16 protein-coding genes are annotated in these 18,990 nt (G+C 55.6%); 11 read left to right on the plus strand and 5 right to left on the minus strand.

Annotation, left to right across the window (positions count from 1 at the left end; genetic code table 11):
- Positions 1–183: 183 nt before the first annotated feature.
- Both ACI2JR_RS04910 and gorA read left to right on the plus strand, forming a co-directional pair.
- Positions 184–1,026 carry a 23S rRNA (adenine(2030)-N(6))-methyltransferase RlmJ gene (locus ACI2JR_RS04910; protein ID WP_132729395.1) on the plus strand — a complete coding sequence of 281 codons (843 nt, stop codon included), beginning with the start codon at positions 184–186 and terminating at the stop codon, positions 1,024–1,026.
- Positions 1,027–1,120: 94 nt separating this feature from the next.
- The gene (gene gorA, locus ACI2JR_RS04915; protein ID WP_462478018.1) at positions 1,121–2,473 is read left to right on the plus strand and encodes a glutathione-disulfide reductase; all 1,353 of its coding nucleotides are present in this window, start codon (positions 1,121–1,123) and stop codon (positions 2,471–2,473) included.
- Between the two features lie 120 nt (positions 2,474–2,593).
- Here gorA and ACI2JR_RS04920 read toward each other — a convergent pair whose 3' ends face one another.
- Positions 2,594–3,535, minus strand: a complete 942-nt coding sequence (locus tag ACI2JR_RS04920; protein WP_132729393.1) for an AEC family transporter — start codon at positions 3,533–3,535, stop codon at positions 2,594–2,596.
- A 101-nt stretch (positions 3,536–3,636) separates the two neighbouring features.
- On the opposite strand from ACI2JR_RS04920, the gene ACI2JR_RS04925 reads away from it, so the two are divergent.
- Positions 3,637–4,557 (plus strand): LysR substrate-binding domain-containing protein, encoded by a 921-nt coding sequence (locus ACI2JR_RS04925; RefSeq protein ID WP_132729392.1) that lies wholly within the window; start codon positions 3,637–3,639, stop codon positions 4,555–4,557.
- A 156-nt stretch (positions 4,558–4,713) separates the two neighbouring features.
- Here ACI2JR_RS04925 and ACI2JR_RS04930 read toward each other — a convergent pair whose 3' ends face one another.
- Positions 4,714–5,424, minus strand: a complete 711-nt coding sequence (locus ACI2JR_RS04930) for a FadR/GntR family transcriptional regulator (protein ID WP_462478019.1) — start codon at positions 5,422–5,424, stop codon at positions 4,714–4,716.
- Between the two features lie 730 nt (positions 5,425–6,154).
- On the opposite strand from ACI2JR_RS04930, the gene ACI2JR_RS04935 reads away from it, so the two are divergent.
- The 6 genes from ACI2JR_RS04935 to ACI2JR_RS04960 all read left to right on the plus strand — a co-directional run bounded on the left by ACI2JR_RS04935 (position 6,155) and on the right by ACI2JR_RS04960 (position 12,959).
- Positions 6,155–7,132: an NAD(P)-dependent oxidoreductase gene (locus ACI2JR_RS04935; protein ID WP_462478020.1), complete on the plus strand. Its 978-nt coding sequence runs from the start codon at positions 6,155–6,157 to the stop codon at positions 7,130–7,132.
- A 31-nt stretch (positions 7,133–7,163) separates the two neighbouring features.
- Positions 7,164–8,189 (plus strand): hypothetical protein, encoded by a 1,026-nt coding sequence (locus ACI2JR_RS04940; protein WP_462478021.1) that lies wholly within the window; start codon positions 7,164–7,166, stop codon positions 8,187–8,189.
- A 39-nt stretch (positions 8,190–8,228) separates the two neighbouring features.
- On the plus strand, positions 8,229–9,770 hold the full coding sequence (locus ACI2JR_RS04945) for an FGGY-family carbohydrate kinase (RefSeq protein WP_462478022.1): 1,542 nt from the start codon (positions 8,229–8,231) through the stop codon (positions 9,768–9,770).
- 51 nt (positions 9,771–9,821) lie between these two features.
- Positions 9,822–11,075 (plus strand): class II aldolase/adducin family protein, encoded by a 1,254-nt coding sequence (locus tag ACI2JR_RS04950; RefSeq protein WP_462478023.1) that lies wholly within the window; start codon positions 9,822–9,824, stop codon positions 11,073–11,075.
- Between the two features lie 63 nt (positions 11,076–11,138).
- Positions 11,139–12,524, plus strand: a complete 1,386-nt coding sequence (locus tag ACI2JR_RS04955; RefSeq protein ID WP_462478024.1) for an MFS transporter — start codon at positions 11,139–11,141, stop codon at positions 12,522–12,524.
- 96 nt (positions 12,525–12,620) lie between these two features.
- Positions 12,621–12,959, plus strand: a complete 339-nt coding sequence (locus ACI2JR_RS04960; RefSeq protein ID WP_462478025.1) for a hypothetical protein — start codon at positions 12,621–12,623, stop codon at positions 12,957–12,959.
- Between the two features lie 51 nt (positions 12,960–13,010).
- Here the strand turns inward: ACI2JR_RS04960 and ACI2JR_RS04965 are convergent, their stop codons facing one another.
- A complete protein-coding gene (locus tag ACI2JR_RS04965; protein WP_165905704.1) occupies positions 13,011–14,402 on the minus strand; it encodes a GntP family permease in 1,392 nt (463 codons plus the stop codon).
- Between the two features lie 100 nt (positions 14,403–14,502).
- Positions 14,503–15,810, minus strand: a complete 1,308-nt coding sequence (gene hisD / locus ACI2JR_RS04970; protein WP_132729390.1) for a histidinol dehydrogenase — start codon at positions 15,808–15,810, stop codon at positions 14,503–14,505.
- Positions 15,811–15,990: 180 nt separating this feature from the next.
- On the opposite strand from hisD, the gene ACI2JR_RS04975 reads away from it, so the two are divergent.
- Positions 15,991–17,007, plus strand: coding sequence for a LacI family DNA-binding transcriptional regulator (locus ACI2JR_RS04975; protein WP_462478026.1), 1,017 nt, complete (start codon positions 15,991–15,993; stop codon positions 17,005–17,007).
- Positions 17,008–17,023: 16 nt separating this feature from the next.
- Here the strand turns inward: ACI2JR_RS04975 and ACI2JR_RS04980 are convergent, their stop codons facing one another.
- Complete coding sequence (locus ACI2JR_RS04980; protein ID WP_462478027.1) at positions 17,024–17,647, minus strand: glutathione S-transferase family protein; 624 nt, start codon at positions 17,645–17,647, stop codon at positions 17,024–17,026.
- A gap of 121 nt (positions 17,648–17,768) precedes the next feature.
- Here ACI2JR_RS04980 and ACI2JR_RS04985 point away from each other — a divergent pair, with 121 nt between their 5' ends.
- Entirely contained in the window at positions 17,769–18,917 is a 1,149-nt protein-coding gene (locus ACI2JR_RS04985; RefSeq protein ID WP_462478028.1) for an iron-containing alcohol dehydrogenase, read from the plus strand.
- Positions 18,918–18,990 lie beyond the last annotated feature (73 nt).

Genomic DNA, 18,990 nt, shown 5'->3' on the forward strand with positions numbered 1-18,990 from the left:
TTTATTCAAACAATTACCTTGCCTTCACGCGACGCTAGCGCTGATGTTTGACATTTTTATGACGCAGTCATGTTTTTCAACGCTTTTGTCGGTATTGAAACAGCGCGGCGCTACAGCGGTAATCTGCGCGGATCTGCGGTAAACTATCGATCATCTTGTTTAATTCCCGGAATCTCCGCATCCATGCTCAGTTATCGCCATAGCTTTCACGCAGGCAACCACGCCGACGTCCTTAAACACACCGTTCAGAGTCTGATCATCGAATCGCTGAAAGAGAAAGAGAAGCCGTTTCTCTATCTGGACACTCACGCCGGCGCAGGCCGCTATCAGCTGAGTAGCGAGCACGCCGAGCGGACCGGCGAATATCTGGAAGGTATCGCCCGCGTCTGGCAACAGGACGATCTGCCGGCCGAGCTGGAGCCGTATATTTCCGTCGTTCAGCATTTCAACCGTAGCGGCCAGCTGCGCTATTATCCGGGATCTCCGCTGATCGCCCGCCAGCTGCTGCGCGAGCAGGACAGCCTGCACATGACCGAGCTGCACCCGAGCGATTTCCCGCTGCTGCGTGCTGAATTCCAGAAAGACGAACGCGCCCGGGTGGCAAAAGCCGATGGTTACCTGCAGCTGAAAGCCAAACTGCCGCCGGTTTCCCGTCGCGGCCTGATTCTTATCGACCCGCCATACGAAATTAAAAGTGATTATCAGGCGGTGGTGGCCGGGATTCACGAGGGCTACAAACGCTTTGCCACCGGCACCTATGCGCTGTGGTACCCGGTGGTCCTGCGTGCGCAGATTAAGCGTATGATCAAAGAGTTAGAAGCGACCGGCATTCGCAGAATTATGCAGATTGAACTGGCCGTGCGTCCGGATAGCGACCAGCGCGGTATGACGGCCTCCGGGATGATCGTCATCAACCCGCCGTGGAAGCTGGAGCAGCAGATGAACAATGTCCTGCCGTGGCTGCATAAAAAGCTGTCGCCGACGGGCATCGGCCATGCCACGGTCAGCTGGATCGTGCCTGAGTAATCGCAATCATCGGTGGAACCTTTTAAACCTCGCGCTACAATCGCGGCAATCAACAATGAAGAGCCTATCCCGGTAGGCGCTAAGGATATACGCTATGAGCAAACATTATGACTACATCGCTATCGGCGGCGGCAGCGGCGGTATCGCCTCCATCAACCGCGCGGCAATGTATGGCCAGAAGTGCGCGCTGATTGAAGCCAAAGATCTGGGCGGCACCTGCGTAAACGTCGGCTGCGTACCGAAGAAAGTTATGTGGCATGCGGCGCAGATTCGCGAAGCGATTCATCTGTATGGCCCGGATTATGGCTTCGATACCACTATCAACCACTTCGACTGGGACAAACTGGTTGCCAGCCGCAGCGCGTATATCGACCGGATTCACACCTCTTACGACAACGTGTTGGGTAAAAACAAAGTTGACGTCATCAAAGGCTTCGCCCGTTTTGTGGATGCCAGAACCATTGAAGTCAACGGCGAGACCATCACCGCCGATCATATCCTGATCGCCACCGGCGGCCGCCCGAGCCACCCGACGATTCCCGGCGTTGAGTACGGCATCGACTCCGACGGCTTCTTCGCGCTGCCGGCCCTGCCGCAGCGCGTTGCGGTAGTGGGCGCAGGCTATATCGCCGTTGAGCTGGCGGGCGTGATTAACGGCCTCGGCGCCGAAACGCATCTGTTCGTGCGTAAACACGCGCCGCTGCGCAGCTTCGATCCGCTAATTGTTGAAACGCTGGTTGAAGTGATGAATGCCGAAGGGCCGCAGCTGCACACGCATGCGGTGCCGAAAGCGGTGGTTAAAAATGCCGACGGCAGCCTGACGCTGGAGCTGGAAGACGGCCGCAGCCAGACCGTGGATTGCCTGATTTGGGCGATTGGTCGTGAGCCGGAGACTGATAATTTCAACCTCGCCGCTACCGGGGTGAAAACCAACGATAAAGGCTATATCGTCGTCGATAAGTGGCAGAATACTAACGTTCCGGGGATCTACGCCGTGGGCGATAATACCGGAGCGGTCGAGCTGACGCCGGTGGCGGTCGCCGCGGGTCGTCGCCTGTCCGAACGCCTGTTCAACAACAAGCCGGATGAGCATCTGGATTACAGCAATATCCCGACCGTGGTCTTCAGCCACCCGCCAATCGGCACCGTTGGCTTAACCGAGCCGCAGGCGCGCGAGCAGTATGGCGATGACGCCGTGAAGGTTTATCAATCCTCCTTCACCGCTATGTATACCGCCGTGACCTCGCACCGCCAGCCGTGTCGCATGAAGCTGGTCTGCGTGGGCCCGGAAGAGAAGATTGTCGGTATCCACGGCATTGGTTTCGGTATGGATGAAATGCTGCAGGGCTTCGCGGTGGCGCTGAAAATGGGCGCCACCAAGAATGACTTCGACAACACCGTGGCGATTCACCCGACCGCCGCGGAAGAGTTCGTGACCATGCGTTAGGGCGAAAGCCGAGCCATTTCATTTCTACCGCTAAAAACGCACCAGGCCAGACAGGATAACTATCTGGCCTTTTCTCTGCGCGTCAGGCTGGATGCCGCATATCCACAAAACAAACCGGTGCTATACCCCAATCAGATAAAGATAAATAGAGAGGGTGAATAGCGAGATAATGGTCGAAATAAGGATGCACTGCGACGTGGTGCCCGCTTCGCGCCGATAAAACTCCGCCAGCATAAAGGGTCCCGTACCGGTCGGTAATGCCGCCATCAGTACCGACGTATGGATCAGCAGTGGCGATAAAGCAAACAGATAAGTCGCTGCCCACCACGTGATTAGTGGCTGAACGAGGAGTTTGAGTATCACCAGCATGGCCACGGTCGCATTCTGGTTTTGCGCTTTGCGCGTCGGCTGGCCGGCCAGAAACAGTCCTAATGCGATTAAGGCGCAAGGCGACGCCGCCCCGCCCAGCAGTTTGAGGAAGACGTTTATCGAGCCCGGTACGCTGACGCCAGATAGCGGAATAATCATGGCGATGGCCGGAGAAAACAGCAGCGGGTTGCAGATAAGCGATTTGGCCACCCTGGCAAAAATGATCCGCCTCCTGACTTCGCCCTGCAACCCCGTTTCAATCAGAACGATACCCACGCCAAAGACAACGCAGACCGTCAGAATGGTGGCAATCAGCGTCGGCGCCAGTGACTCATGTCCTAAAAATACCAGCGCCAGCGGAAAACCGATAAAACCGGTATTGGCATAGCCCGCGTTAAGGGCATCGATTGCCGCGTCAGCCAAATGGCGGGTGCGCCTGATCTGGATGAATATGGTGAAGAAAAAGACACATATCATCCCAAGCGAAAATGCCATGATGAACCTGGGCTGGGCGAGATCGCCCCATTTCGCATTGGCGATAATATCGAACAACAACGCAGGCAACGCCAGATAGACGACGAAACGATTGAGTTCAGCAAGCGCATTCTCCCCCAGGATTTTTAACTTACGGGCAAGCCAGCCGACGAGTATCAGGGCAAATATGGGCAGTACAACGTTGAGAGTTGAGAACATATGACAGTTTCAATGGTGAAAGAAACATACTTTAACTACCGCAATTGATATAATCTAATGTCTTTTAGTAGGCTTACTCATACCATAAAGGTATCGCTAGCATGTCGGATCTACGCCAGTTACGCTACTTTGTTACGCTTGCTGAAACGCTGAATTACGGAAGAGCCGCCGCACAGCTAAACATCACGCAACCACCGCTCAGCCGCCAGATCGCCGCGCTGGAAAAGCGGCTCGGCGTGAGGCTATTTGCCCGCCACCATTACGGGGTATCGCTGACCGAGGCCGGGAAAAGCTTTCATGATGATGCGCAGGCGGTCATTGAGGCCTATCAGCAGGCCTGCCGTAACGCTCGCCTTACCGCTATAGGGGAAAAAGGGACGCTCTCGATCGGTTTTATGATGCATGCAGCGTATTCGACCATTCCTGAACTGACGCGCCAGATGCTCACCGCCTACCCTGACGTAAAACTCCTGCTGCATGAAGCAACGCCGGGAGTGCTGGTTAAAGCCGTACTGGACGGCGCGTATGATGCCGGTCTGGTCTTCCAGACCGGTAAAATAAACAGCCTTAATAACATTATCTTACACCAGGAAAAGCTCTGTCTGGCGGTTAATCAGCAGCATCCGCTGGCGCAAAGGGAGCGGATTATTGCCGAGGATCTACGGAATGAACCCTTGATTGTGACACCGCATGCCGCCGCACCGGTGCTCAGAGAGATGATTGATATTTTTCTTCTTAAACAGGGAGTTGAGCCTTATTACCGTCTGGAAACCCAGCTGCAGCAGACGATTATCAGCTTTGTAGCGGAAGGGCTGGGTAGCGCGCTGGTGCCGGAATCGGTGAAAAAGCTGAATTATGCAGGCGTCATGTACCGGCCTGTTGAAGAAAGCCCGGTGATAGAACAGGCGCTGATCTGGCGGAAAGATAATAAAAATCCGGTCCTCACTTCATTTACGCAAACCGCCGCACGTATTTTTAACGACGACTCCCCGTCAGGCGCCAGGGATCTCATCGTAGCGTAGTCAGGCAATCTGGACTACCGTTCCCGCCGTGACGGGAGCGCCTCGCAGCACCGGGACTGCCATACGGGTACCGGCTGAAAAATCCAACCGTGGAAGTCAGCCACGGCTAAATGTGATTTCTCCTGGCCCGTATTTTCACCGCGCTTTTTGCCGTGATTATTTATGATGATCCAGCGAATGCTCTTTCCATTTATCGACGGTGCTATGCACGACTTTTTCAATAGCATCAACATCGTTATCACGTAGCGCTTGTAACATCATACGGTGCTGTTCCAGAATCGCCTCGCACTGCGTTATATTGACCACCGTGAGCGAACTTCGAAATAGCTCCATAATCGTCGCACCGATTAATACCAGGTACGGATTATGAGTACTTTTAAAAATAAGATTATGAAAATCAATATCATTATCAGGAGTATGAATACCCCTTGCATAATCTTTTTCAGTTTTTTCTATCGATTTTTCCAGCAGCAGTAAATCTTCTTCTGTTGCGTTTTGCGCTGCTAGCCTGGAGGCGGAGAGTTCAAACAAAAGACGCAGCTCTATCAGGTCCTTATCGGTATTTTGCTGCAAGATCATCTGAAAAATCATCGACTGTAGAACATCGCTATCGAACGTACTTTTAATTCGACAACCCTGCCCTTTGATTATTTCGATGACCCCCATGGCTTCCAGCATTTTAATGGCTTCACGGGCGCTGGATTTCCCCACGCCCATTTTCGTCACCAGCTCATTTTCTGAGGGAAGAAAATCTCCGGGTTTTAACTCTTTCCTGATCATCGCATCTTTAATCTTTTCCAGCACCATTCTGGAAATAGATTGTTTGGGAATGGGTGTTATCCAGTCTGATTTTTCTTCTTTATTCATCACTTTTCCTCAATAATCCATTCATAACGGCAAGCTATAAAACAGGAATTTTTCAGTCAGTTATCTTTTCTTTTTCCACCTTTCAATGATACAGGGTTAGACCTGAAAACGGTATACCACCGGCGGCGAACCACAAAAAGGCCGCGCATCTTTGATGACCAATCTTCATCGTCACCAGGCGAAAGTCTTCTTCGCAGCCCGCCACTTTCTTTCGTCGAGGACTTTTTTGCCCCTTCAGGCAGTGGTTTTCCCCTATGAACCCCCAGAAAACACGAGGCTCTCCCCCTTTTTCACACTCCGTCACCTTCGATTTAACAACGTTATTCACCTCACAGAATCTCACAAAGGCCGTTGACTTTGTAATCAGCTAAGCAGCAAATAAGACATAGGTCATCAGATGACCTATTATCAGATGTCAGATCTGAAGACATCCACCAGATTACGATGAACAAACCCAAAAAGCAGCCAGCGTTATTTGTATCACTGGACAACGGCTCCCTGCCGTTATTCACGCAGGACGTCACTGCGGGCTTCAGTGATTATTTTTTGCGTTGTCACCAAAAATGAGAGGTGTCATAGCGGTACACCATAACTACCTATATAAGGTGAAAAATTTCCAGGCAGGATGGTAATTCACTTACATTCAATGACATACACAAAAAGAAAGGGTTGTTAAACGCAATAGCAAGAACAGGAGACTTTAACCACATGCGTGGTTGAGTAAAACACGATGAAAAAGATCTTATTAACCCGCAATATCCCGCACGAAGCGCTTGCGGATGCTGAAAAAAATTATCTGATTACGATGCCCGACGTGGAGAAAGATATGTTCTCCGCAGAGGAGCTGATGGGAATGCTGCCGGATCACGATGCGCTGCTGAGCATCAACGAATATCCCGTTCCACAGGAGCTGATCGCCACCTCCGAACGGCTGGCCGTTATCGGTAACGGCGGCGCAGGATTTAACCATATTGACGTCAAAGCGGCTACCGAACGCGGGATCGCCGTGATCAATACCCCCATATCAGTGGTGGAGCCTACAGCCGAATTAACCATCGGTCTTATCCTGTCCATCACCCGCGGCATCGTGATGTACAACAACGAGCTGAAAGCCACCCGCCATTGCCGCAAGGATATGTTCTTCGAACGAGATATGGTGCTGGAAGGCAAAACACTCGGCATTATCGGCATGGGTAATATCGGCAAAAAGCTGTCCGAAAAAGCCCGCGCCTTCGGCATGCAAATCTGCTACTCCGATCGCTCCCCCCTGACACCGGAGATGGAAGCGGTTTTTCACGCGGAATATCTGCCTCTGGAAACCTTATTAGCGCGTAGCGACGTGATTGCCATCCATGCACCTTATCTTCCGGAAACCCATCACCTGATTAACCGCGATAACATCAAGCTGATGAAGCCTACGGCGTACCTGGTGAACGCGGCGCGCGGGGCGATCGTGGAAGAACGCGCGCTGCTGGATGCGTTGCACAACAAAACCATCCGCGGCGCGGCACTCGATGTTTTTGAATTTGAACCCACCATCAGCGAAGAGATGGCCGCCTTCGACAATATCGTTATCACGCCGCACGTGGGCACCAATCTGAAGGAAGTACGCGTCACGATGCTGAAAGAAGCGCTTGCCGGAATGGCGGCCATTTTAGAAGGGCAGCGTCCGACCAATCTGGTGAATCGCGACGTCTTTGACAACTAACTAACGGCTTCATTGAGCCCAGGGAGAACTGATGAATTACCAGAAACACGTGATTGGTACGCTGGACACCTGCTACGCCGTCTCCAGCACTACGATCGGCAGCAGTCAAAAGCTGATTTTTGCGACGGAAGCGCACGGTGGATGCTACCTGTATGACATGGCGGATAAAACTACGCAGGCCGTCTGGAAAGAGCCGGGAGGCACGCTTTCCATTGCCGAAATTCCCGGTACGGGCGGTGATTTCCTGGCGGTGCAGAATTTCTTCCCGGTTTATCAGGCCGCTGAGTCCAACATCGTCTGGGTTCATCCGCAGGAAGACGGGACGTTTAAAGTCACGCCGTTTCTTGATATTCCGTACGTTCACCGCTTCGGCATCATCCGTATAGGCGAGAAGAACTTCATTATTATCGCCACGCTGTGCACCTCGAAACAGAGCATTGATGACTGGTCCGATCCGGGCAAAGTACTGGTGGGGGAATTACCTGACTCCCCTGATGGGCCGCTGTCTCTCCACGTATTAATGGACGGTCTGACCCGTAATCACGGTTTCTGGCAGGGAACGCTCGATGGAGAGAAAACCTTCCTGATCTCCAGCGACGAAGGCGTATTCGGCGTCTGCCCGCCGGAAACACCCGCCGGCCAATGGCGCATGCGTCCATTGCTCAACAACCCAACCGGCGACGTTGCCGCAGTGGATATTGACGGCGACGGCGTGGACGAGCTGCTGACTATTGAGGCCTTCCACGGTAATCAGGCCAAAATTTATAAAAAGCAGGGTAACCGCTATGAAGCCATTTGGGAATATCCTGGTGAAATTGCCTTTGGTCACGTTGCCTGGGGCGGGAAATTAAAAGGCGAACCGGTATTTATTTGCGGTTATCGGGCAGAAAAAAAAGAATTATTTGAAATCAGTTATCACCACGGAGAATTTAAAACACAGATTATCGACAGCGGTCAAGGGCCGAGTAATGTTTATGTCCTCCAGCAGAACGATCGAGAAATTATTCTTGCGGCCAACCGTGAAAATAACGAAGCCGTTATTTATAGCGTGTCTTAATTTCTTTTACCTCACTTCCCTTAAATAAAGGAATGGTTTATGGCAAACTATTTCGTCGGTTCCGACGTGGGTACCACCGGAACAAAATCCGTCATTATTGATGACAGCGGAAATATATTGGGGTTATCCTATATCGAATATCCATTAATAACCCCTCGCCCCGGCTGGGCGGAACATAACCCCGAAGATTACTGGAACGCGGTTGCCGATACGATTAAACAGGCGATTGCCCATGCGGGCGTTGACCCGCGGGATATTCGCGGCGTCAGCATTAGCGCCCTGGCGCCAGCCTGTATTCTGGTGGATAAAAACTTAAGGCCGCTACAAAACAGCCATATCTGGATGGACAGGCGCGGCACTCGCCAGGCACAGTGGCTACGGGACCACATCGGCGAAGAACGCATCCATGCCGCCAGCGGTAATCCGATCGATCCCTATTACGCCACGGTTAAGCTGATGTGGGAGCGGGACAATCGCCCTGACCTGTATCGCACAGCATACAAAATCCAGACCGCAGCAGATTACCCCTGCATGAAACTAACCGGGCGCGCGATTACCGATTATTCCAATGCCAGCCTCTTCGGCGCCGGGTACGACATCGTCAATAAAAAGTGGGATACCGCGCTGCTTGAGGAGATCGGTCTCGATCCGGATAAATTCCCGGACGCTTTCCCCTGCGACGAAATTATCGGCGAAGTCACCCGAGAAGCGGCCCAACGTACCGGGCTGGCTGTAGGTACGCCGGTCATGGCAGGGACGGTGGATAGCGTGGCGGCCTGGATTGCCGGTGGCGCGACCGAAAACGGCGATATGTCGCTCGCAATGGGTACCGCAGGCGTCATGGGCGTCGTGCACACAGAAGCCCGTTTTACTAAAAACATGATAACCATCGCTCACGCCGTGAACTCACGCGACACCTACACCACGGTCGCCGCAATCACCGCCTGCGGTTCCGTGATGCGCTACTTCCGCGACACCTTCGGACAGGAGGAAACCCTGGCGGCGCAGAGTCGCGGAGCTGAGGTTTATGAGCTGCTTTCAGATCTGGCGCAACAGGCGCCAGCCGGATGCGATGGGCTGATCACCGTGCCATATTTCATGGGCGAACGCACGCCGGTCTGGGATCCGATTGCCCGCGCCGTGGTGTTCGGTCTGTCGCTGTCGCACAGCAAAAGCCATCTACTGCGTTCCTTTATGGAAGGCGCCTGCTTCGCTCTTAAGCATAACTATGACCTGATCCAACAGAGCGGTATTCAGATGAATCTGCCGCTGGTGCTTACCGAAGGCGGTGCCAGTAACCCGTTCTGGCGTCAGATGGTGTGCGACATGCTGGGTGTACCCTGCGTCTTTATGAAAGCAGCCAAAGGCGCGCCGTTCGGCAATGCGCTGGTCGCCGGGGTCGGTTCCGGCATATTCAGCGATTATTCGGTGGCGAAACGGTGGACTGAGATTGGCGCATCCCACCAGCCACAGGAAAAGAATACCGCGCTATATCGTCAGCTATTCCGAATTTACCGGAATATCTACGAGGATATCAAAAGGAATTATCAGGACCTGGCGGACGTCACTGGGTTCCATTAATCCCAGCGCTGCTTCTTGCGCTTTGCGATATATAGCAGTGAGGAATCGACCATGAGTGAGAGCACAGTAAACGTCCCTCGGAAAATCGTCGAGGTGATGAGCCTGATTTATCGAAATAACCTGACGACAATATCCGGCGGAAATATTTCCATGCTGGACGAGAACGGCGATATATGGATCACGCCATCAGGCGTTGATAAAGGCAATCTGCAGGAGCACGATATTGTCCGAATCAACGTAGACGGCACGGTTTTCGGGGAGCATATTCCGTCTATCGAGCTGCCGTTTCATCAGCAGATTTACCAGAGTCGTCCCGATATCCGCGCCATTATCCACGCACATCCGCCGGCGCTGATTGCCGCAAGCCTGGTGCATCAAACGCCACCAATCGATATTGCGCCGATGTTTAAACTGCAGTGTGCAAAAATCGATATCGCCCGCTACGCGCTGCCCGGCAGCCCCCTGCTGGGTAAAAACATCGCGCAGCAGTTTGCCCAGGGCTGCAACGCGGTCATTCTCGAAAACCACGGGGTCGCGGTGGGCGACAAATCGCTGGATGACGCCTGGCTAAAATTCGAACTGCTAAATTTTTGCGCCGCCACCGCCATTCACGCCGCGCCGCTGGGGCCGTTGAAAACGCTCAGCAACGAGCAGTGCGAGAAATTCTGGCGCCTGACGCAGACACTTCAGCGCTATCCGCTTGAACAGGAACATCTGGCCGAACGCCGCATTCTGAACAACATCGTCCATCGCGTCCAACAGAAGGGTCTTTCCCCTTGCGGTTTTTTCTCCATATCGCAGCGACTGAAGGACCATACCGTTTTGATGTCCTGCCCCGATCAGGGACTACACATCCTGACGGAGAACGATTTCGTCCGGTTACCGGAGACACCTGTCAACCCGTCGCTAGCGGCGCTCCATCAGGCGATTTATGCACGCCATCCGCACATCCACACCATCATGACGGCGCTGCCGCCGCACGCTATGGCTTTTGCCTGTACCGGTGTGCCATTCGATTCGCGGCTTATCCCCGAGTCTTACATGGTGATGCGGCAGGTGAAAACGCCGGTATATGAATCGTTATTCGACGGTTCACTCCCCGACCTTATCGACCGACGCAGCGACGTGCTGTTGATTCAGAACGCGATGGTGATGGTGTGCGGCGAAAGTCCGCTCAAGGCTTACGACCGGCTGGAAGTACTGGAGTTCAGCGCCAAAGCAGGGGATTACGCGAGGGCGCTCGGCCGCATCGTGCATATCCCGGCACAAGATATCGAGGATATTCATCAAGCATTCAATCTGTAACCCGCCCGGGACGGGCGGTGTATACCGTCGCGTCCTATTTTTATAATAATGATGGAGGCAATCATGCGATTAGAACAATCGGCAGTCGACGTAGTTTTTTCTTCGACGCCTCAGCAACCCAAAATAAAGTCACTCGAGGTCACCCCCGAGCAGTTGCGGCGGGCTATTCTCACCAGCGCGGTCGGCAGCGCGCTTGAGTACTATGACTTTGCCATCTTCGGACTCGCGACGGCGCTGATTTTTAGCCACGTATTTTTCGCCACATTGGATGCCAACTCTGGCCTGCTCGCCAGCTTTGCCACCTACGGCGTGGGTTTTCTCGCCCGCCCGCTGGGTGGGCTCTTCTTCGGTTCGCTAGGCGACCGCAAGGGACGCAAATTCGTGCTGCTGGTGACAATCGCCATTATGGGCGCGTCAACCATGATGGTCGGCCTGCTGCCCGTCGGCCCGGCAGGGGCAATCGGCCTGGTGTTGCTGCGTTTGCTGCAAGGTTTTGGGGCGGGGGCGGAACAAGCGGGAGCATCCACGCTGATGGCTGAAGTAGCGCCCGCAACCAAACGCGGTTTTTACGCGGCGCTACCCTTCGTGGGTATCTTTGCTGGCTTTGGCATCGCCACCGCAACCTTCAGCGTCATGCAGCACTTGCTCGATCAGGAGACGATTCTGGCCTGGGCATGGCGCCTGCCGTTCCTCGCCAGCATTATCCTGATTGGCGTAGCCGTCTGGATTCGTTTGCGCCTGCGGGAAAGTCCCACCTTCGCGGCGCTGGAAGGAGAGCGCAACGTTGTGCACTCGCCAATGAAGCTAGTGATCAAGGAGGCGCGTCGGCCTATTCTGGCAGCAGTACTGATGCGTCTGGCGGAACAAGGTGGATCGACAATTTATACCACTATTGTTATCGCTTTCCTGGGTAGCGTGGTCGCGCCGCGACTTGGCATGGCTGCGGGGGATCTGAGCCGTATCGGCACCACCGCCGCATTGATTGCCACCTTGTCGAGCGTGATTACCACGCCGTTCTTCGGCGCCATGTCGGACCGCTTTGGCCGTAAAACAATTTATCGCTGGGGAGCGACATTCATGTTGCTGTGGGCAATTCCGGCCTGGTGGATGATCAATACCGGCGACGCGCTATGGGTGACCATCGCGATGTTCGGTGGGCTGGCGATCGGCTGCAACAGCATGTTGGGCGCCCAGTGCTCGCACTTTGCCGAATTGTTCGGTAACCGTTATCGCTATTCCGGCGTTGCTCTGGCGCGCGAGCTGGGCGCGATGCTATCGGGCGGCATCGCCCCGCTACTGGGTATCTATTTGATAGGCCTCTCTGGCGGCGCATTCTGGGTAATGGGCGTCTATACCGGCATTCTCTCGATATTGACCTTAATCGGCGTCGCCATTTCCACTGAAACTCGCGGTCGCGACCTGACCGATCTGAAGGACGCCATTCATTGATCCACGAGCATTTGCCGCCATGATCTGCGGTGAATGCCCGGCGTCACTAACCATACACTACCGAAAGTTAAGCTGCTGCGGTTAAAGGAGAAAATAATGACGACATCAGGTTTGACCCGGTGCGCCTTTTTCCAGGGACGTATTCATCCGGGTATGGAAGCCGCTTTTTATCTACATGTGAAAAACGTTATGATTCCGCTGTGGTCGCAGTTTCCTGAAGTACGGGAAGTGCGCGTCCTGACGCAAGAAAGTGCTGACATCGGGGATCCCGCTTATCCACTGGTCATGGTGATGCGTTTTGATAGCCATGAGGATATTGAGCAAGCCCTCTTGTCTGCGGTACGGGCGGAAAGCAAACGCGAGTCAGCCGTGCTGATAGCCATGTTTGAGGGAACGATCTTTCATACCGTCTTTAATCATCTTTATCCCGCTTAGTCTGAACGACCGTCTGACACGCTGCCAGACGGTCTGCTCTGATTGGTCTCGCTACACCAGTCCCGTCGCGTAATAAACGCCAATAATGAAAAACGCTCCGAGAATCTTAAACAGCGTAATTCCGAGTATCGGTTTATAGGCCTGACGGTGAGTTAACCCCGTCACCGCAAGCAGCGTGATGATCGCCCCGTTGTGCGGCAACGTATCCATTCCTCCCGCCGCCATCGACGCGACGCGGTGCATCACCTCCAGCGGGATCCCCGCCGCATGGGCCGCCTCAATAAAGCGATCGGCCATCGCCGCCAGCGCAATACTCATGCCGCCCGAGGACGAGCCGGTGATCCCGGAGAGAATATTGATGGTGATCGCCTGATTAATGAGCGGATTAGGGATAGCTTTCAGCGCATCGGCCACCTGGACAAACCCCGGCAGCGCAGCGATGACGCCACCAAAACCGTACTCCGATGCGGTATTCAACGACGCGAGCATCGCGCCGCCGACCGCCACCTTACTGCCATCCGCCAGCTTGCCTTTCAGGCTGCGCCAGGCAAACAAAAAGATGGTGACAATACCGCACAACAGCGCCGCCATGACCGCCCAGATGGCGACCATCTTTTTGACATCGCTTTCCAGCGGCGCTTTCAGCCCCGGCAGGTCAATCAGGAAATGGCCGCCGTAGGTCAGAGGAATAAGCCAGGTAAAAATCAGGTTGGCGATACCGACCACAATCAGCGGCAGCAGCGCGATAAACGGATGCGGCAAATTGAGGTCCGCCGGGGTTTCCGGCTCATTCACTAAATTTGTGCCGTAGCCCTCCCCGTTACGCTGCGCTTTACGCCGCATCACGTCGAGATAGAGCCAGCCGCCGATCGCCACGAAGGCCGATCCGAGGATCCCCAGCCACGGCGCGGCCCAGGAGGTGGTGCCATAAAAAGTGGTCGGGATGATGTTCTGGATCTGCGGCGAACCCGGCAGGGCATCCATGGTGAAGGTAAACGCCCCCAGCGCAATAGTGGCCGGCATCAGGCGTTTAGGGATCTGGCTCTGACGGAACATTTCAGCGGCAAACGGATAGACCGCGAAGACCACCACAAACAGCGAAACGCCGCCATAGGTCAGCAGAGCGCACACCAGGATAATCACCGGCATCGCCTTGTTCTGGCCCATTAAGCGGGTCACGGCGCTGACAATCGAGCGGGAGAAGCCGGAAAACTCAATCAGCTTGCCGAAGACCGCCCCGAGCAAAAACACCGGGAAATAGAGCTTCACAAACCCAACCAGCTTATCCATGAAGATATCGCTGAAAACAGGCGCAACCGCCGCCGGTTGAGTTAACAAAACGGCGCCAAGTGCGGCCAGGGGGGCAAAGAGGATCACGCTGTAGCCACGATAGGCGGCTAACATCAATAATCCTAACGCCAGTAAGGCAATCAATACGTCCATAGGGCTATCCATCAGCGTGGCCGCCACTTTTCTCCGAGTTATATGGCGGCCGATGTTATCCAGAGGGGCTTATCCTGCCCTCCGCTTCAGTGCTGAATGCTCACTCAGGGATACCGGCGTAAGGTACGTCTTTATGGCCATAGCGACGCACGCGAACGTTGGCCTGCTCGCCGTGTCCGGAGAACCCTTCCAGCGCGCACAGGCGCGAGCAGTACTCGCCAATCTGCGCGGAAGCGCTATCGGTCAGTACCTTTTGATAAGTGCAGGTTTTGATGAATTTGCCGACCCACAGCCCCCCGGTATAGCGGGCCGCTTTGCGCGTAGGCAGCGTATGGTTAGTCCCGATAACCTTATCGCCATAGGCCACGTTGGTACGCGGGCCGAGGAACAGCGCGCCGAAGTTCTGCATACTGGAGAGGAACCAGTCGGGATCTGCCGTCATTACCTGCACATGTTCGAAGGCCAGCTCATTGGCGATCTTCAGCATCTCTTCCTTGTCCTGAGCGACGATGACCTCACCAAATTTATCCCACGATTGACGAGCGATTTCCGCCGTCGGCAGCACCGCCAGCAGACGCTCAATCTCCGCCAGGGTTTCGCGCGCCAGCTTCTCGGAAGTGGTCAGCAGAATAGCCGGTGAATCCAGACCATGCTCGGCCTGGCCCAGCAGGTCGGTGGCGCAAATTTCGCCATCCACGCTCTCATCGGCAATCACCAGGGTTTCGGTTGGCCCGGCAAACAGGTCGATACCGACGCGGCCGAACAGCTGTCGCTTCGCTTCGGCAACAAACGCATTTCCCGGCCCTACCAGCATATCGACCGGAGCAATGCTCTCGGTGCCGACCGCCATCGCCGCCACCGCCTGAATACCGCCCAGACAGTAGATTTCATCCGCGCCCGCCATATGCTGCGCCACCACAATGGCCGGAGCCGGTTTACCGTTAAACGGCGGCGCGCAGGTGACGATGCGCGGCACGCCGGCCACTTTGGCCGTAATGATCGACATATGCGCCGAGGCCAGCAGCGGGTATTTGCCGCCCGGGACGTAGCAGCCCGCCGCGCTTACCGGAATATTTTTATGGCCCAGAATGACGCCCGGTAAGGTCTCAACCTCAATATCTTTCATGCTGTCGCGCTGATGCTGAGCAAAGTTGCGCACCTGCTCCTGGGCAAAACGGATGTCCGCAATATCGCGCGCGGAGAGCTGGGCATAACAGTCGTCAATCTCCTGCTGGCTCAGACGGAAGTCCTCTCTGTCGAGTTTGTCGAACTTAATCGACAGCTCGCGTACCGCGGCGTCTCCGCGCGCTTCAATGTCCGCCAGAATTTTTTCCACCGCTTCACGAACGGAACGATCGTGCGTTTTTACCGCTTCAGATTCAGCACCGCGTTTGATCCAGGTCGCCATGATTTGCCTCACTATGATGTTAATAAAATGCTAATGCATTCGAATTCACTTGTATCCTGGCGTGAATGAGATGTGATGAAAAGGATCAATGCATTCGAATGCAACGCAGATCGCAAAATGAGTGACAGCGGGGCAGATTCACGCATAATGACGAGGCATTCGTTAGCGGGAGACAAAGGAATGGCAGGTGCAATCAAACGAGCGGTGACAAGTTATGACGTGGCGAAAGCGGCGGGTGTCTCGCAATCTGCAGTTTCCAGAGCCTTTACCGACGGGGCGAAAATATCGCCCGCCACCCGGGAGAAAGTGCGCAAAGTCGCCGCAGAGCTCGGCTATCGGCCGAGTTTTATCGCGCAATCGCTGATCACCCGCCGTTCCAATCTGATAGGCATTGTGGTGCCAGGACTGGTCAATCCGTTCTATTCGGCCGTCCTCGATGAGCTTTCGCATAAGCTTAATCTGATGGGATATCGGGTCCTGCTGTTTTCCATGTATCGCGATGACGATACCACGCCGATCATGGAGGAGATCCTGCGCCATCGCGTCGAAGCGCTGGTGCTGGTTTCCAGCAGCCTCTCTTCCCATTTCGCCCTGGAGTGCCAGCACCTCGGGCTCCCGGTTTTGCTGCTCAATCGTAAAAATGACAGCCAGTCCGTCTCCAGCGTCACCAGCGACAACCTCGCCGGCGGCGCGGCGATTGCCGATTTCCTGCTGGATGCCGGCCACCGGCAGCTGGCGTTTATTGCCGGGAGAGATACCTCATCCACCAGCCGCGACCGGGAAACCGGCTTTCGCCGCCGGCTGGAAGCGCGCGGGGCCAGGCCCCCGTTGCGCGATAGCGGGATGTGGTCGATTGAAGAAGCGATGCACGCCACCCGCAGGCTGATGGCCCTGTCAGACCCGCCGGATGCGCTGTTTTGCGCCAATGACATGATGGCTATCGCGGCATTAAACGTTGTGGTGGGCGAAATGGGTATGCGGGCCGGCCGCGATATTTCCGTCGTCGGCTTTGACGATATCGCGATGGCCAGCTGGCCGCTGATCGATCTCACCACCTGGGTACAGCCGCTGTCGGAGATGGTGGAAGCCGCGATCGCGGTATTAAAGACCCAGCTGGATAGCGCGGAGGCGGCCCCCGTGCAGCACGTGCTGAAAGGCAAGCTCATTATCAGGGGCAGTACCCGGCCGCGGCGTTAACGCCGGGAGTCCACCGTCACGCCGTACCGTTATTGCCATGGCGCATAAATGCCGGACGTTGATTGAGCGCCATATACCAGTGCTCAACCGCCGGCAGCTCCGGGTGGGCAAAAGGGGTCATTTTCCAGCGGTGAACCGACAGGCCGAGCACAATATCCGCCAGCGTAAACTGATTCCCCGTCATCCACGCGCCGGTGCGTTGCAGCTGTGATTCAATGATGTGAACACAGCGGGTCCACGTGGCGATGCTTTCTTTCATCGCCGCCGGATCCTGAAAACGCGGGTCTTTACGCACCAGGCCCATAAACGCATAGCGCCAGGCGTTGTTAAACTCCGTGGCCTGCCAGTCCATCCAGCGTTCCACATCGGCTGCGCCCTGCGGCGTGAGCGGCAGCAGATCCTCGCGCCCGGCTTTGCGCGCCAGATAGCGGCAGATGCTGTTCGACTCCCACAGAACAAAATCCTCATCCAGCAGCACCGGCACCAGACTGTTAGGGTTAAAGGCGCGGAACTCCGGCGTGTCGATGGGCTGGAAGCCGCTGCCGTAATCCTCCTGCTGGTAGGCCAGACCGACCTCGTCGCAGGTCCATAACACTTTACGGACGTTAATTGATGAGCGTTTGCCCAGTATTTTTAGCATCGTGAATTCCTTAAGCGATAAGACGTTTCTTCCACCCTACTCCATCCGGCGACAAAGAGGCAGCTTGCCGGATAATGTGTATAGTTGATTTCAGTCTTTTTTGCCGACACAGGAACCCGCCATGCTAACTCCGTTTAACGTTTTAACGCCGGGCAATATCCGTTTTGGCCGCGGCCTTGCCCGTAGCGCTGCCCCCTGGCTGGCGCAGCATACCGCCCAGGTGCTTCTGGTTCACGGGGCCAGCGCGCAGCGGGCCGGTTTTTTACTCGCCGAGCTGCGCGCCCATCATCTTGACGTGATTACGCTATCCGTTGCCCATGAGCCCTGCCTGGAAGATATCGAACAGGGGGTGCGTCTGGCGCGGGAAAATAGCATCGGGGCGGTGGTCAGCCTCGGCGGCGGCGCGGTTATCGACGCCGGAAAAGCGATTGCCGCGCTGGTGCCGGCCTCGGGCCCGGTGATTGAGTATCTGGAAGTGGTGGGCAACGGGCGGGTATTAGAGGGGCATCCGCTGCCGTTTGTGGCAATCCCCACCACCTCAGGCACCGGCGCAGAGGTAACGAAAAACGCGGTGATTAACGTCCCTCAGCAGCAGCGCAAAGTGAGCCTGCGCGACGACCGGATGCTGCCGGACCTGGCGATCGTCGACCCGGCGTTGACCGATAACGCCCCGCGAGCGGTGACCCTGGGATCCGGTCTGGATGCCATCACTCAGCTGATTGAGCCCTGGCTATGTACCCGCGCCAATCCCTTTACCGATGCGCTGTGCCGGGCGGCGATCCCGCGCGGCATCAAAGCGCTCAGCACGCTGATGGAGAAAGAGTGTCCGGACAGCCGCGATGAGATGGCCTGGGTTAGCCTGTGCGGCGGCCTGGCGCTGGCCAACGCCGGTCTCGGGGTGATTCATGGTCTGGCCGGCCCGCTGGGTGGCCTGAGCCATGCCTCTCACGGCGCGCTCTGCGGCAGCCTGCTGCCCTTCGGCCTGGCGCTCAATGAGTCGCAGATTAGCGACCGGGCCGTGCGTGGACGTTTTGCTGAGGTTCGCCAGTGGCTGGCCGCCGGTCTGAATGTCGATGCGGATACCGCCTGGGAGAGCCTGCGGGACTGGAGCCGTCGCGCCGGGCTGGGCAATCTGCGCGAACTGGGCGTACCGCATGAGGCGCTGGAGCCTGCGGCGCTGGCCGCCAGCAGCTCATCATCGATGAAGGCCAATCCGGCGCGCCTCGATAGCGAGCAGCTGCTGGAGATGCTGGAAGCGGCGTGGGAGTAACGCCCGGGCCTTATTCAGCATAATTAGATTTTGTTGCAAAACGATTGCTCCGAATTTGCGCTCTCGCTTCGGG

The sequence above is a fragment of the Klebsiella sp. NPDC088457 genome (genome assembly GCF_044900465.1).
Classification (GTDB): Bacteria; Pseudomonadota; Gammaproteobacteria; order Enterobacterales; family Enterobacteriaceae; genus Klebsiella.